This is a genomic window from Martelella mediterranea, assembly GCF_004342225.1.
Classification (GTDB): domain Bacteria; phylum Pseudomonadota; class Alphaproteobacteria; order Rhizobiales; family Rhizobiaceae; genus Martelella; species Martelella mediterranea_B.
On sequence record NZ_SMAR01000004.1, the window covers coordinates 181,822 to 196,038 of the forward strand.

At 54.6% G+C, this 14,217-nt stretch carries 13 protein-coding genes; 11 read left to right on the forward strand and 2 right to left on the reverse strand.

Features of this window, described 5'->3' with window-relative positions:
• Nucleotides 1–212 precede the first annotated feature (212 nt).
• Nucleotides 213–2,762, forward strand: a complete 2,550-nt coding sequence (locus EDC90_RS04660) for a plasma-membrane proton-efflux P-type ATPase (RefSeq protein WP_132309058.1) — start codon at nt 213–215, stop codon at nt 2,760–2,762.
• Nucleotides 2,763–2,887: 125 nt separating this feature from the next.
• Nucleotides 2,888–3,730 carry a polyphosphate kinase 2 family protein gene (locus EDC90_RS04665; RefSeq protein WP_132309060.1) on the forward strand — a complete coding sequence of 281 codons (843 nt, stop codon included), beginning with the start codon at nt 2,888–2,890 and terminating at the stop codon, nt 3,728–3,730.
• 93 nt (nt 3,731–3,823) lie between these two features.
• Here EDC90_RS04665 and EDC90_RS04670 read toward each other — a convergent pair whose 3' ends face one another.
• Nucleotides 3,824–5,476: an acetolactate synthase large subunit gene (locus tag EDC90_RS04670; RefSeq protein WP_132309062.1), complete on the reverse strand. Its 1,653-nt coding sequence runs from the start codon at nt 5,474–5,476 to the stop codon at nt 3,824–3,826.
• A 197-nt stretch (nt 5,477–5,673) separates the two neighbouring features.
• Here EDC90_RS04670 and EDC90_RS04675 point away from each other — a divergent pair, with 197 nt between their 5' ends.
• The 4 genes from EDC90_RS04675 to EDC90_RS04690 all read left to right on the forward strand — a co-directional run bounded on the left by EDC90_RS04675 (nt 5,674) and on the right by EDC90_RS04690 (nt 8,149).
• Nucleotides 5,674–6,165, forward strand: coding sequence for an acyl-CoA thioesterase (locus tag EDC90_RS04675; protein WP_132309064.1), 492 nt, complete (start codon nt 5,674–5,676; stop codon nt 6,163–6,165).
• Nucleotides 6,166–6,359: 194 nt separating this feature from the next.
• Nucleotides 6,360–6,935 (forward strand): YceI family protein, encoded by a 576-nt coding sequence (locus EDC90_RS04680; RefSeq protein WP_132309066.1) that lies wholly within the window; start codon nt 6,360–6,362, stop codon nt 6,933–6,935.
• Nucleotides 6,936–6,987: 52 nt separating this feature from the next.
• Entirely contained in the window at nt 6,988–7,569 is a 582-nt protein-coding gene (locus tag EDC90_RS04685) for a cytochrome b (protein ID WP_132309068.1), read from the forward strand.
• A gap of 22 nt (nt 7,570–7,591) precedes the next feature.
• On the forward strand, nt 7,592–8,149 hold the full coding sequence (locus EDC90_RS04690; protein ID WP_132309070.1) for a YceI family protein: 558 nt from the start codon (nt 7,592–7,594) through the stop codon (nt 8,147–8,149).
• 178 nt (nt 8,150–8,327) lie between these two features.
• Here the strand turns inward: EDC90_RS04690 and lepA are convergent, their stop codons facing one another.
• The gene (gene lepA / locus EDC90_RS04695) at nt 8,328–10,154 is read right to left on the reverse strand and encodes a translation elongation factor 4 (protein ID WP_132309072.1); all 1,827 of its coding nucleotides are present in this window, start codon (nt 10,152–10,154) and stop codon (nt 8,328–8,330) included.
• A 287-nt stretch (nt 10,155–10,441) separates the two neighbouring features.
• On the opposite strand from lepA, the gene EDC90_RS04700 reads away from it, so the two are divergent.
• The 5 genes from EDC90_RS04700 to EDC90_RS04720 form a co-directional block, all read left to right on the forward strand.
• A complete protein-coding gene (locus EDC90_RS04700) occupies nt 10,442–11,026 on the forward strand; it encodes a helix-turn-helix domain-containing protein (RefSeq protein WP_132309074.1) in 585 nt (194 codons plus the stop codon).
• Nucleotides 11,027–11,033: 7 nt separating this feature from the next.
• Complete coding sequence (locus EDC90_RS04705) at nt 11,034–11,570, forward strand: GNAT family N-acetyltransferase (RefSeq protein WP_132309076.1); 537 nt, start codon at nt 11,034–11,036, stop codon at nt 11,568–11,570.
• Between the two features lie 93 nt (nt 11,571–11,663).
• Nucleotides 11,664–12,692: a histone deacetylase family protein gene (locus EDC90_RS04710; protein ID WP_132309078.1), complete on the forward strand. Its 1,029-nt coding sequence runs from the start codon at nt 11,664–11,666 to the stop codon at nt 12,690–12,692.
• A 203-nt stretch (nt 12,693–12,895) separates the two neighbouring features.
• Complete coding sequence (locus EDC90_RS04715; protein ID WP_245510934.1) at nt 12,896–13,543, forward strand: BA14K family protein; 648 nt, start codon at nt 12,896–12,898, stop codon at nt 13,541–13,543.
• A gap of 179 nt (nt 13,544–13,722) precedes the next feature.
• A partial coding sequence (locus EDC90_RS04720; protein WP_132309080.1) for a hypothetical protein occupies nt 13,723–14,217 on the forward strand: 495 nt, incomplete at its 3' end.

Here is a 14,217-nt window from a genome sequence, read left to right on the forward strand (position 1 = left end):
CGCTCCCAGCGGCTATTTGTCGTCTTATCAATGACATCGAATTACGCTTAAGTTGTGCTGTGAAGTGCAGATACGCTTTTTCTGTCGCGCTTTGTGCGCGCAGAGAGTAGGCTTTGCTTCATCAGGATCAGGCGTTCAGTCCGCAGAAACGGAAATGCGTGGTCTTGCCGGCATAACGCGGTCTGGTTGATAGCGTCATTTGAGGAAAAGTCATGGCTGACGAAACGCAAGCAAATGATCTGAGTGCAATGCCCGTTGAAGCGGTGCTCAAAGAGCTGAATGTGGACGCAAACAAAGGTCTGTCTCATTCCGAGGCCGAGGAAAGGCTTTCGACCTACGGCCCGAATGCTCTGCCTGAAGAGAAAACGAACCTGCTTGCAAAAATCCTCAAGCATTTTATCGGCCCGATCGCATTCATGATCGAAGCTGCCGCTCTGGTTTCTCTGATTCTCGGGAACTGGGGGGACTTCTTCATTATATTTGGACTGCTGCTTTTTAATGCGGGGCTCGAACTCTATCAGGATAGCAAAGCCAGCAACGCTCTCGCTGCATTGAAAAATTCACTCGCCCCGCAAGCCAGTGCGCTGCGGGATGGCGTTGTCAAAACGGTTGAGGCCGCAACGCTGGTTCCCGGCGACATCGTCAAAATCAAACTTGGTGGCATTGTTCCGGCGGATCTGCGTTTGATCGATGGTGACTATGCTTCGATTGATCAGGCTGCGCTGACCGGGGAATCACTTCCGGTCAACAAGCAGGTCGGGGATGTCGCCTATTCCGGCAGTGTGGTGAAGCAGGGCGAAATGTCGGCTGTTGTTATTGCAACCGGTACCAAAACCTTCTTTGGAAGGACGGCACAGCTTGTCGCAGGCGCTGGAGCTGTCAGTCAGGCCCAGAAGGCAATGTTCCAGATCGGTAACTTTCTGATCGTGGTCGCGGTCGTTCTGGCAATGATCATGGTGGCGGTTCAGGTTTATACCGATATCGTGATTTCGGACACTTGGGGGCTGAGTGATGCCCTCAATATCCTCCAGTTTGTTCTGGTTCTGCTGGTTGCTTCTATTCCTGTTGCCATGCCGGCCGTTTTCTCGATTACGATGGCGCTGGGCGCTCTGGCCCTGTCCAAGGAAAAGGCCATTGTGTCGCGCCTTTCGTCCATTGACGAGATGGCTGGTGCAGACATTCTCTGCTCCGACAAAACCGGTACGCTCACGAAAAACATCCTGACACTTGGTGACCCGATCCCGGTTGGCAATGCGACAACTGAGGAAATCATTCTTGCCGGTGCGCTGGCGTCCAGAACCGAGGATGCTGACGCCATCGACACTGCGGTCGTCAGTGCGCTTTCCGACCGGTCGAAGCTTGGAGCCTATAAGGTTGGAGAGTTCGTGCCGTTCGATCCTGTCTCAAAGCGGACACAGGCGGACGTCGCTGGTCCTGACGGTCGCCGCTTCTTGGTATCCAAGGGTGCTCCGCATGCCATTGTGGAGCTTTCAAAGGCAGACAAGACTGTCACTGATACGATTGATCAGCGCGTGGCCGAACTCGGAGCGAAGGGCTACAGAGCGCTTGCCGTCGCCCGTTCCGATGACGGTGGCGCGAGCTGGGTGCTTCTCGGCGTGTTGCCGATGTTTGATCCGCCGCGTGACGATTCCAAAGCGACGATCGAGAATGTTCGCGCCAAGGGTGTCGAAGTTAAAATGATTACCGGAGACGACACGGCAATTGCCAAAGAAACGGCCCGGCAACTCGGACTTGGAGCGAATATTCTGCCAGCAGCTGATGTGTTCCCGCCGGATATGGATCCGGATAATGTGCCGGGGCCAATCGCGAAGCAGATCCTGCATGCCGATGGCTTTGCCCGGGTCTTTCCCGAGCATAAATACGCCATTGTCAAGACATTTCAGAAGAACGGTCATCTTGTTGCCATGACAGGTGACGGGGTGAATGATGCGCCGGCGCTGAAACAGGCGGATTGCGGAATTGCTGTTTCCGGAGCCACGGACGCCGCGCGCGGCGCTGCGGCATTGATCCTCACGGCGCCGGGCCTCTCTGTCATTCAAAATGCAATCGATGAGGCGCGACAGATATTTGGCCGTATCACAAGCTATACGGTCTATCGCGTGGCCTTGACCATGGACATCATGTTCCTCGTGGTGCTCTCGACTATCTTTCTGGGCTTTCAGCCGCTGACCCCGATCATGATCGTGATGATGTCGCTTCTTGATGACGTTCCGATCATGACGGTTGCCTACGACAATACAAGCGTGTCTGAAACGCCGATACGATGGCGCATGCCCAAGCTTCTGACGGTTTCGGCGGTGCTGGGTTTCGTATCGATTGTGCAGTCTTTCGGGCTGCTGCTGATGGGCATGGAGGTTCTCTCGGAGCCCGCGCGCTGGGCAGGGCTGGGTCTCACCGATCACGCGCACCTGCAATCGATGATGTTTTTGCAGCTTGTGGCCGGAGGGCATCTTCTGATGCTCGTCAGCCGAAAGGAAAACTGGTTCATGACGAAACCCTACCCCGCACCACCGCTGATCATTGCCATCGTGCTGACGCAGCTGATTGCCGTGCTGATGTGTGGGTTCGGGGTACTGGTGCCACAGATTTCATGGAAGCTGATCGGGCTGGTCTGGATCTATCTCATCGCATGGCTTTTTGTCATTGGCCTTGTCCGGATCGCCATTGACCATGTCATCGAGAACCGCAGTGCCCGTCGGGCGATGTCGATTGAGGTGATGAACGCGAGGCTGAATGGCTGACGGCTATTCTGTCGACAACTGTTTTGAATACCGTATCATGCGAATTCAGGTGCTCTGACAGTCTGTGTGTTTGAGCAATCAGGGCTGGTTCGTTCTAGACCTGAGCAGCGCAGGAGGTATTCGAAATGGATTATCGTAAGAAGCTGATGGTCAAGCCGGGCTCGGATGTCAGTTTGCGTGACATCGCTCCGGATTTTCACGGGCCTATTGAAAGCAAACAGGCCGGAAAGGCTGAGCTAGAAGATCTGCTTGAGAAAATCACGCCACTCCAGGAAAACCTTTATGCCGAAAAGAAACATGCCCTTCTGATCGTTCTGCAAGGCATTGATGCTGCAGGGAAGGATGGTGTCTGCTGGCATGTCATCCGGGCCATGAACCCGCAGGGAACCTATGTCGCGAGCTTCAAGCAGCCGACCGAGGTTGAGAAGCAGCATGATTTCCTGTGGCGTGTCCATCAGCGCACCCCGGCACTTGGGCAGGTGGCGGTGTTCAACCGCTCCCATTATGAAGATGTCCTGGTGGCCCGTGTTCATGATCTGGTGCCGGAGCGGGTATGGTCGCGTCGCTATCGACAGATCAATCACTTTGAGGAGTTTCTGGCTGAGAACGGCGTCAGCATCGTCAAATTTTTCCTGTACATTTCCAAGGACGAGCAGCTGGAGCGGTTTGAGAAACGCCTTCGGGACAAGGATCGCCAGTGGAAGATTTCTGCTTCTGACTATGCCGAACGGGAGCACTGGGATGCCTATATCGAAGCCTATGAAGCGATGCTGTCACAGTGCTCCACTGAGCATGCGCCATGGTATGTTTTGCCGGCAAACCATAAATGGTTCCGCAATCTTGCTGCCGCGAACATCATTTTCGATACGCTGAAAGATATGAATATTACAACACCTAAGCCAACGGTGGATATTGACGAGATTTACCGGCGCTATCATCACGCCGTGCATACCTCGCAAGACAAATGAATGATGCGCCGGGCGCGGTCAGGCTTTCGGATGGCGTAAGGCGAAAAGGCGTGATAAACGCCTTTTCAGATGCATGACGCTTTAGAGGCCGGGTTAAAGTGCGGCAGTCAGCTCGCCCAGCCGGTCCGTCAGGCGCGTGTTCTCGCTGTAGTCGACCGGGCAGGTGATGACGGAAACACCGTCCTCTGCGAGCGCCTTTTTAAGCGTCGGCAACAGATCTTCGGCCTTATCGATCCGATAACCTTTGGCGCCAAAACTGTTGGCATAGGCGACGAAATCCGGATTGTTGAAATCGACATGTTTGTGGCGCTTGATCTCAAGCTCCATCTTCCATTTGATCAGCCCGTAACTGTTGTCTTCCCAGATCAATACCACCATCGGTATGCCAAGGCGGACAGCGGTTTCCAGCTCCTGTGAATTCATCATGAAGCTTCCGTCACCCATGACGGCAAGTACCTTGCGTTCTGGTTCAGCCAGCTTCACGCCGATGGCACCCGGAAGAGCAAACGCCATGGTCGCTAGTCCGTTGGAAATCAGACAGGTATTTGCGGCGTAGGTTGGATAAAGCCTTGCCATCCACATCTTGATCGCGCCGGTATCGGCCAGAACCACATCTTTGCGTCCCATGGCCTTGCGGATATCGCTGACGATGCGCTGCGGTTTGACCGGAAAGGCCGGGTTGTCCGCGTTTTCCGAAAGTTCGTGATCGACCATTGCGCGGATTTCAGTACTGTGAGGCCAGTTGGCCGCAAAGTTCTTGTCCACCGCCTCGCCGAGGACCTCCAGAGACCGCGAGATATCGCCTTCAATGCCGACAGTCAGGCTATAGTTGGCGTCTACTTCTGCGGGGAAACGATGAATGTGAATGATCTTCTTGTCGCCATCCGGGTTCAGTTTGCGCGGTGCAATCTCCTGCAACTCAAAGCCGACGCTCAAAATCAGGTCTGCCCGGTCGAAACCGAAATTGGTGTAGTCGTGCACCATGAAGCCGGTTGTCCCAAGCGCGTTGGGATGATCATCGGGCATGACGCCCTTGCCATGGAATGTTGTGGCAACCGGAATCCCCAGCTTTTCAGCAAACTGAACAAGCGCTGCCCCGGCGCCCGCACGGGCGGCTCCATGACCAGCCAGAACGATTGGGCGTTCGGCCGATTTCAGCGCTTCTGCAGCGCGGGCAACCTGATCGGGAGACGGGGCCTCAGCGCGAACCCGGTTCTTCGGCAATGGGTTAAGGCTGGCATCGGCATCCATCGCCTCAACATCCTCCGGCACTCCAAGCCAGGCGGCGCCGGGACGTTCGCTTTCGGCTGACTTGAACGCAGCACGAACCATTTCCGGCAGGGCGTTTGGGGTCAGTGTGGTTTTCGTCCACTTGGTCACCGGTTTGAACATGGTCTCAAGGTCAACGAACTGATGGGTTTCCTTGTAAATGCGGTTCAGGCCCACTTGCGCAGTAATTGCAACAAGCGGTGTAGAGTCACAATTTGCATCGGCGACGCCCAAAAGCAGGTTGATCGCGCCGGGACCGAGTGTGGCTGTGCATACACCGGCTTTGCCGGAGACACGGCCATACATATCGGCCATGAAGGATGCACCCTGTTCAGAGCGTGTCAGAATGAAGCGGATAGACGAGCTGTCGAGGGCATCGACCAGTCTGATATTTTCCTCGCCGGGAATACCGAAGACATATTCGACACCTTCGTTTTCCAGGCAATCGACCAGTAGTTTAACAGCACGCTGTGTCATAGGGGCTCCTCCTGCTTCCATTCTTGCCGGTGGTAAGCCTAGCACACTCATGGACAGATTGTTATGACACCGGATCTTTAAGGGTTCAGCCTGTGCATCGTGCCTGTAAGGCGTTGTTTCACTGTTGCTTGCGGCATCGTTTCAGGCAACAGTCCTTTCGTATCTGACAATAAGGCCTAAGGACAGGATCTGAAAAAATGGACCGTGCCCACGACCCAAGCCAGCTTGAAATGGTGGTGTTGATGACGCCCGATATGGCGAACTTTTCCGGCAAAGTGCATGGGGGCGCGCTTTTGAACCTGCTGGATCGTGTTGCCTATTCCTGTGCGGCGCGTTTTTCTCAGGAATATGCTGTCACGCTTTCAGTCGATCAGGTCACCTTCAAGGAACCGATCAATGTCGGCGAACTCGTCACATTCCGGGCTTCGGTGAATTATACCGGCCGCACGTCGATGGAGATCGGCGTGCGTGTGGAGGCCGAAGAGGTCAGAAGCGGTGCGCGTCGGCACACCAACTCCTGTTACTTCACAATGGTTGCCGTCGATGCCAACGGCAAGCCGACACCCGTACCCGCACTTGATCTGGCCACGGAAGACAAGAAAAGGCGTTATGAAGAAGCAAAGATGCGTCATCAGCTTCGCCGTGAATATGCTGATCGGTTCAAGGCGCTGAAGAGTGGGCGGGCGTGAACCGGTAAAGCGTCTATCACATTTTTTTTATTGCGGATGCGAAAGGCCTTTAAGTCCGGTTTCGCGCCTGATGATGAACAAATCGTTCACCGTCTGCTGCATTGCCTTCAGTCAAAAATGCCGTAGCTGTTAGGTGTGTCCGGTCAATAGCGACCGGCTGGTCTTTTAAATCGCATCAGCGAGAGGTTTTATTTATGATCCGTTTTGCTACCACGGCTATTGTTCTGTCCCTGGCTGCCGCACCGGCCTTCGCCGAGCCGGTCCAGTACACCTTTGACAAGTCGCACAGCAACCTATCATTCAGCTATAATCACCTGAACTACTCCATCACGGATGGCCGCTTCGGTGACTGGGATGCCACGCTGATGATCGATGCTGATGAACCAGCCAATTCATCTGTCGAGTTCGTGATTGATGCCGACAGCCTTGATACCTTTTGGGAAGCACGTGACGAACACTTCAAAAGCGCTGATTTCTTCGATGTGGCAGAATATCCCGAAGTCACCTTCAAGAGCACGAGCGTCGAGCAGGTTTCCGAGAACAAGCTGGAAGTGACCGGCGATCTGACCATTAAAGACATCACGAAACCTGCTGTTCTGGAAGTCGACATTATGTCGTTCGGCGAGCACCCAATGGCCGAAAAGCAGGCCGCTGGCTTTAACATGAAAACTGTTGTCAAGCGTTCCGACTACGGCATGGATATGTATGTGCCCTATATCAGCGATGAGGTTGATGTCGTCTTCTCCGGCGAAGCGATGATTGCCGAGTAATCCGATCAGGCGGAGCCGTTTCCCGCGGCTCCGTTTTTCTCCGGGGATATCCATGATCAAGAATACTTCATATGGCTATGGCGCACTTGCCATTCTGTTTCACTGGGCGATGGCGCTCCTGATCGTCGGGATGCTGGCACTCGGGCTTTATATGAGCGGTCTGCCGCAGACTGATCCGCAGACATTTGCTCTTTTCCAGCTGCATAAATCGATTGGCTTCGTGGTTCTGCTTTTTGCCGTTTTGCGGCTTTTATGGCGTGCAGTGAACCCATCTCCGAAGCTGCCGTCACATATGCCCGTCTGGGAAAAGGGCATTGCGCATCTGGGCCATACCGGTCTTTACGCGATGATGTTCTTGCTGCCATTATCGGGCTGGCTCATGGTTTCAGCTTCCCCCTGGGGAATTCCGACCATTGTGTTTAATCTCTTTGAAATGCCGCATTTGCCGGTGCCAGGCTTTCTGGGCGATAAGGCCTCGGCGGAGGCAATTTTAAAACTTGTTCACGAATACGGCGCCTATTTTCTGATTGCCCTGATTATCGGACATGTCGCCGCTGCCATGAAACACCATTTCATCAGCCGCGATGAAACGCTGAGACGCATGATTTCTGTGCGTATGCAGCGCACCGACTGACCAAAACATTCCGGAGATCACTATGCAGCTCAAACACGCAATTTTCGCGACTGCCATCCTTTTCGCCGTGCCGTTCTCGGCGCCAGCCATGGCCGCCGACTGGACGGTCGATTACGACAAAAGCAGCCTCGGTTTTGAAGTCCCGCAAGGCGGCAAAACCCTCGAGGGCGCGTTTGAAAACTGGACGGCCTCAATCGATTTTGATGTGGATGCGCCGCAGGATTCTTTGATCGCATCTGAAGTCGAAACCGGTAGTGCAAAGACCGGCAACAAGCAGTTCGACGGAATGCTGCATTCCGGCGACTGGTTCGACGCTTCGGAATTTCCGACTGCCGATTTCACATCCGACAACGTCATGCACATCGAAGGCAACCGTTACAAAGCCGATGGCGTTCTGACCATCAAGTCGGTCACCCTTCCGATCGAGCTTGAGTTTACGCTTGATATTACCGGCGATACCGCACATGCGGTTGGAATCGCGACACTGAAGCGGAAAGAGTACGGTCTTGGTCCTGCCGTCAACGCCGATACGGTGGGAGAGACGGTCACGGTGACGCTGGATTTGACCGCAACCCGATAAAAGCCCGGATTCAACAATAAAAAGCCGCCGCGTGATCGTCACTGCGGCGGCATTTTTTACGGCATCGGCCCGAAAATCAGAATCGATTTTTGGAAGGCACGATGCGTAACTTCAATAAGTTAGAGCGCCGTGCATCCGAATGGTTGCGCGGCGCTCTGGTCGCGGGACTATCGCAGGCTTATTCGTCGCTCATCTTCAATGCGGCGATGAAGGCTTCCTGCGGAATTTCAACTTTGCCGAACTGGCGCATGCGCTTCTTACCGGCTTTCTGTTTTTCCAGCAGTTTGCGTTTACGGCTGGCATCACCGCCATAGCATTTTGCGGTCACATCCTTGCGCAGAGCCGAGATTGTTTCGCGCGCGATTACAGTGCCGCCGATGGCCGCCTGAATCGGGATCTTGAACATGTGTTTAGGAATAAGATCCTTGAGTTTTTCGCACATGTCACGGCCACGTTTCTCGGCTGCCGAGCGGTGGACGAGCATTGAAAGCGCGTCAACCGGTTCGCCATTGACGAGGATCGACATCTTGACCAGATTTTCAGCACGGTAGGTGTCCAGTTGATAGTCAAAGGACGCATAGCCCTTCGAAATGGACTTCAGGCGGTCATAGAAGTCGAACACAACCTCATTGAGCGGCAGCTCATAAGACAGCATCGCCCGGTTGCCGACATAGGTCAGATCGGTCTGGACACCGCGACGTTCCTGGCAAAGCTTCAGAATACTGCCGAGATGATCATCCGGCGTCAGGATTGAGGCCTTGATCCACGGTTCACGGATTTCGGCAATCTTGACGACATCGGGCATATCAGCCGGATTGTGCAGCTCGATCTCCCGGCCATCGGTCATTGTCAGTTCATAAACGACCGACGGTGCGGTGGCGATCAGATCAAGATCGAATTCGCGTTCCAGCCGCTCCTGAATGATTTCCAGATGCAGCAGGCCTAGGAAGCCGCAGCGGAAGCCAAAACCAAGCGCAGCAGAGCTTTCCATTTCGTAGGAGAAGGAAGCATCGTTCAGCCGCAGTTTGCCAACGGCGGCGCGCAGATCTTCAAAATCATTGGCATCAACGGGGAACAGGCCGCAGAAAACCACGGGCTGCGCCGGTTTGAAGCCCGGCAGCATGTTTTCGGTCGGGCGCTTGTCTTCCGTAATTGTATCACCGACGCGGGTATCAGCGACTTCCTTGATCGCGGCTGTGATGACACCGATTTCGCCTGGGCCAAGCTCGTCGACGACGAGAAGCTTTGGCGTCAAGACGCCGACGCGGTCGACCAGATACTTGGCATCTGTGCCCATCATGCGGATGGTCTGGCCCTTTTTTAGCACGCCATCAATGATGCGGACCAAAACCATGACGCCGAGATAGGTGTCGTACCAGCTGTCAACCAGAAGCGCTTTGAGCGGTGCCTCAGCGCCTTTTTCTGTTTTCGGTGCTGGCAAGCGTTTGACGATAGCTTCCAGAACATCCGGCACGCCCATGCCGGTTTTGGCCGAGATCAGCAGTGCATCAGATGCATCAATGCCAATCACATCCTCAATCTGCTCTTTTACCCGTTCCGGATCGGCGGCGGGCAGGTCAGCCTTGTTGAGAACCGTGACCAGCTCATGATCGTTGTCAATTGCCTGATAAACGTTGGCGAGCGTTTGCGCTTCCACGCCCTGGCTGGCGTCAACCACCAGAAGGGAGCCCTCGCAGGCCGAGAGCGAGCGGGATACTTCGTAGGAAAAATCGACATGGCCGGGGGTGTCGATCAGGTTCAGTGCATAGGTGTAGCCATCATTGGCGATGTAATGCAGCCGAACGGTCTGGGCCTTGATGGTGATTCCGCGCTCGCGCTCGATCTCCATGTTGTCCAGAACCTGCGCTGACATTTCACGCTCAGCCAGCCCGCCGCACGTCTGGATCAGACGGTCAGCAAGAGTCGACTTACCGTGGTCAATGTGGGCCACGATGGAAAAGTTGCGGATACGCTCCAGCGGTATACGATCATCATGTGTGCTCATAAACGGCCATATAGCAGTGTGCGTGGCATCTTCAAAGCGAAATTGCGCCGTTGGATGCTGGTTTAACAGTTGAGTTTTGCTGGTCCCGGCTCGCCGTTTTGTGCACGGCGACGATGCTTGGTAAATATCCGGGAGCGCCAATCGGCGCCTGAGAGAATACGCCGGCCGATGCTATGCTCTATCTGCCTCATCAACCTGTCTTTCGACCGCTGGGCTGGCAGTTCTGGAATCGATATTTTCACCATTGGTATCTTGACTCTATTAAAAGAGAAGTATTTTCTCTGAAAATGGAAATTATTGATGATACATTTGATGTAACCATTGGCCAGAATCTGAGGCGTCTCAGGGCTGAAAAAGGCTTTACGCTTGATCAGCTCAGCGAGGTTTCTACCGTCAGCCGGGCGATGATCTCGCGTATCGAGCGAGGGGAGGCCTCACCTTCTGCCCTTCTGCTATCGAAGCTCTGTGCTGCACTCGGAACCTCGCTGTCTGCTTTCTTTTCTGATGCAGATAAGCCGGTTGATCCGCTTTTGCGCCGGGTCGATCAGCCGGTCTGGCGCGATCCCGAAACCGGCTATACCCGCCGCGTGATTTCGCCTCAGGCGACAGGGTCGGCGGTTGATATCGTTCAGATCCGTTTTCCGGCAGGTGCCCGGATTGCCTATCCGCCAAAGCACGGAGCGAGCGAACTGCGGCAGCATCTCTGGGTTCTTTACGGCGTTCTCGACGTAATCTCCGATGATGAAACCAGTTATGAACTGCATAAAGGCGATTGCCTTTTTATGCCTGTGGCTGAGCCACATATCTTTTCAAACCCCGGCATGACCGACGTTATTTACGCCGTCGTGATTGAGCATGCATACCGAAAGTGAGACAATGATGGCAACCATTCAGATGTTAAGCGCTGACGAGGCCCGGCGGGCCATTCCGGCGCTTTCCTCGCTTATGGAAGACGGTATCGAAGACAACGCCTCCATGGGATTTATGGCGCCGTATGATGCTGAAGCTGTGCAGGCCTTCTGGCAGGATGTCGCTTCAAACGTTGCAGCAGGCACCACACTGCTTGCCGTCGCTGTCAGTGATGGCGAGATTGTCGGTACGGTTCAGGCCGCGCTGGCGCAAAAGCCGAACCAGCCACATCGCGCAGATGTGATGAAGCTTATTGTTCTGCGGAGACATCGCGGACAAGGCATTGCCCGAAACCTGATGGAGGCGCTGGATGCGGTCTGCCTGAGCCACAATCGCTGGCTTCTGGTTCTGGATACGGCAACCGGTTCTGACGCAGAGGCGATATATCCGCGGCTTGGCTGGCAGAAAGCGGGTGTCGTGCCCGACTATGCGCTTTATCCCGATGGCGGGTATTGTCCGACAACGTTTTTTTATAAACGCCTGAAAGACGGCTCCGCATCGTCTTGAGTTTCCACCTTTACGGCGATCATGACAGCGTCCTAAAACAGTTTTAAAATGGCTGACTTGCGGCCTCAGGACACTGCTAAAGGCGATACTGCGATGCGCGTTATATATTCCGAAGATCATAAATTCCGAGATGCCAAGACCGAGCTTCATGGTGGAGAACTGATGAAGCCGTTTGAAGGACCGTTTCGCGCCGAGTGGATCCTTGCGGCAGTCAAGGAGCAGGGGTTTAAGGACGTGAGAGCACCGGAAAAGTATGACCTTTCTGTTCCGATGAAGCTGCATGATCATGGTTATCTGAATTTTCTGGAAACGGTCTGGGAGCGCTGGGTTGCCGCTGGCTTTACCACCGAGGCGATACCGATTTCCTTGCCGGTAAGGCGATCCTATTGCGCCCGCCCGCCAGAAAATATCGATGGCCTTCTCGGCTACTATGCCAATTCGGTGGAAACGTCGATCACGGAGGGGACTTATAAGGCTGTGATTGCGGCCAAGGATTGCGCATTGTCGGCAGCCGATCACCTGAACGCCGGCCATCATTTTGTATTTTCGCTGTCACGTCCGCCGGGTCATCACGCCGGGATCGACCTTTATGGCGGCTATTGCTTCCTCAATAATGCAGCCATCGCCGCGCAACGTGTTCTCGATCACGGTGCGAAGAAAGTGGCCATCCTTGATGTCGATTTTCATCATGGGAACGGCACGCAGGATGTCACCTATGAGCGTGATGACATTTTCTTTGCATCTCTCCATGGCGATCCGATGGACGCGTTTCCTTACTTCTGGGGGCACCGGGAGGAGGTCGGAAAGAGTAGGGGCGAAGGCTTTAATGCCAATTTTCCGATGCCGCGCAATACACCATGGTCCGTTTATGCCGAGGCGCTTGAGGCCGCTTTGAAAAGGATTTCTGAGCACGGCGCTGAGGCGCTGGTGTTGTCACTGGGCGTTGATACGTTTGAAAAGGATCCGATTTCTTTCTTCAGTCTTAAAACCGAAGACTACCTGAAGATGGGCGCCATGGTTGCCGGACTGGGGATCCCGGTTCTGGTGGTAATGGAAGGCGGATATGGCGTTCCTGAGATCGGATACAACGTCGCCAATGTGCTCATCGGTCTGGAACAGTGAGTTTTTGAACTGCGGTGTGCCTGCACTGAGCTGCCACTGAATGTTTTAGGTGGAGCTTTTTACATTTGGTCATAAGGGTTGCATAATAATTTTTATGCACGTTAAGGCTGGGTTCAGCTTGGCGGGCTTATGCCGCTCAGCATAGATGCGGACGGAACAGATTGTTCCGCCGTCGCTTCTGATCGATGTCAGGAGATGCCGTTATGCTGAAATATCATCGAAGGATCGTCACGGTCCTTGTCACTGCCGGGGTTATTGCCTCGTCTGTCCTTCCGGCTGCTGCCCGGCCGGTGGGCGGCTTTCATGGGGGACTGGGAAATTTCCACGCACCGGTGGCTGCGGAGCACTTTCGTGGTCCGGGGCCTGCGCGCGCGCCGGGGCACCCTGAGTTTCATCCGCAGTTCGGGCCGCATCCACATATGGCGTATCCGCCTGCCGTGTCGCGGCCGCATAACGCCCCCGGCTGGCAGGGGCCATCGGTTCGTCAGCCTTACAGGCCGCCACCGCCTTACCGGTATCCGCCACCGCCACCGCCACTGCCTTATTATGGTGGTCCCTACTACGGGCCGGGCTGGGACGGTCCGCCTTATGGGCCTTATGGTCCGGGCTGGGGCTGGAACGGCAGTGCCTGGGTTCCGTTTGCCGCCTTTGGTGCCGGCGCTTTGATTGGTGGAGGTGTTGCGGCTGCGACGGAAAATAACAGCAGCGGCAATACGTCTGTGGAAAATCCGTCAATCAATCCCAAGCACTATCAGTGGTGTGAGGAACATTACAAATCCTATAGGGAGTCGGATAATACGTATCAGCCCTACCACGGGCCAAGAAAGCAATGCCTTTCTCCCTACTACTGAGCGTTTTATTGCCTGAAGGACGGATAAGTTAGCGGGCAATAAATGTGTATCTTCACAATATGAACGAAGTCTTCCTGTTCACATTAATCGCAGGTTCATGCGCGGTTTCGCATATTCGGATTATTCACGCGAAAAACTCCAGATATGCATGTTTTGCGTGATGCAAACAGGAGATAGAAATGGTGAGAATGGCAAGGAAACCGATGGCGGCTCTTGTTGCCGCTGCCACAATGGCTGCCAGCATTCTGCCAGCCGAAGCCATGCCTTTATCCGGTGTGCGTGGCGCCGGTTTTGATATAAGCAATGTCGAGACTGTCGGGTGGAGTACTGAACGGCGTCATGTGCGCCGTCAGTACAGACCGCCACCTCCGCCTCCACCACGTGGGTGCCGCAATTGCTACAACGACTATTATCCACGTGGCTATTACAGCCGCCCGCCCGGTCCGGGCTGGGGATGGAATGGTGATGCCTGGGTGCCGCTGGCCGTTCTTGGTGCCGGAGCATTGATTATTGGCGGTGCCGCTGCCGCGGCCAATAACAATAACCGGGTGCCGGTGCAGTCTGGCAACGGAATCAATCGTAATTGCCCACGCTGTTTCGTCCGGGCTTTTCAGGGGCTGACGGTTTTGAGGATTGTCTTGAACGTGTTGGCGCCGGAGCTGAGACGGGCGGTA

Excerpts from the sequence above, each read along its gene's own strand:
- lepA (WP_132309072.1), bottom strand. The coding sequence starts at position 10,154 with ATGAGCACACATGATGATCGTATACCGCTGGAGCGTATCCGCAACTTT.
- EDC90_RS04675 (WP_132309064.1), top strand. The coding sequence starts at position 5,674 with ATGGACCGTGCCCACGACCCAAGCCAGCTTGAAATGGTGGTGTTGATG.
- EDC90_RS04705 (WP_132309076.1), top strand. The coding sequence starts at position 11,034 with ATGGCAACCATTCAGATGTTAAGCGCTGACGAGGCCCGGCGGGCCATT.
- EDC90_RS04660 (WP_132309058.1), top strand. The coding sequence starts at position 213 with ATGGCTGACGAAACGCAAGCAAATGATCTGAGTGCAATGCCCGTTGAA.
- EDC90_RS04680 (WP_132309066.1), top strand. The coding sequence starts at position 6,360 with ATGATCCGTTTTGCTACCACGGCTATTGTTCTGTCCCTGGCTGCCGCA.
- EDC90_RS04665 (WP_132309060.1), top strand. The coding sequence starts at position 2,888 with ATGGATTATCGTAAGAAGCTGATGGTCAAGCCGGGCTCGGATGTCAGT.
- EDC90_RS04710 (WP_132309078.1), top strand. The coding sequence starts at position 11,664 with ATGCGCGTTATATATTCCGAAGATCATAAATTCCGAGATGCCAAGACC.
- EDC90_RS04670 (WP_132309062.1), bottom strand. The coding sequence starts at position 5,476 with ATGACACAGCGTGCTGTTAAACTACTGGTCGATTGCCTGGAAAACGAA.
- EDC90_RS04700 (WP_132309074.1), top strand. The coding sequence starts at position 10,442 with ATGGAAATTATTGATGATACATTTGATGTAACCATTGGCCAGAATCTG.
- EDC90_RS04690 (WP_132309070.1), top strand. The coding sequence starts at position 7,592 with ATGCAGCTCAAACACGCAATTTTCGCGACTGCCATCCTTTTCGCCGTG.
- EDC90_RS04715 (WP_245510934.1), top strand. The coding sequence starts at position 12,896 with ATGCTGAAATATCATCGAAGGATCGTCACGGTCCTTGTCACTGCCGGG.
- EDC90_RS04685 (WP_132309068.1), top strand. The coding sequence starts at position 6,988 with ATGATCAAGAATACTTCATATGGCTATGGCGCACTTGCCATTCTGTTT.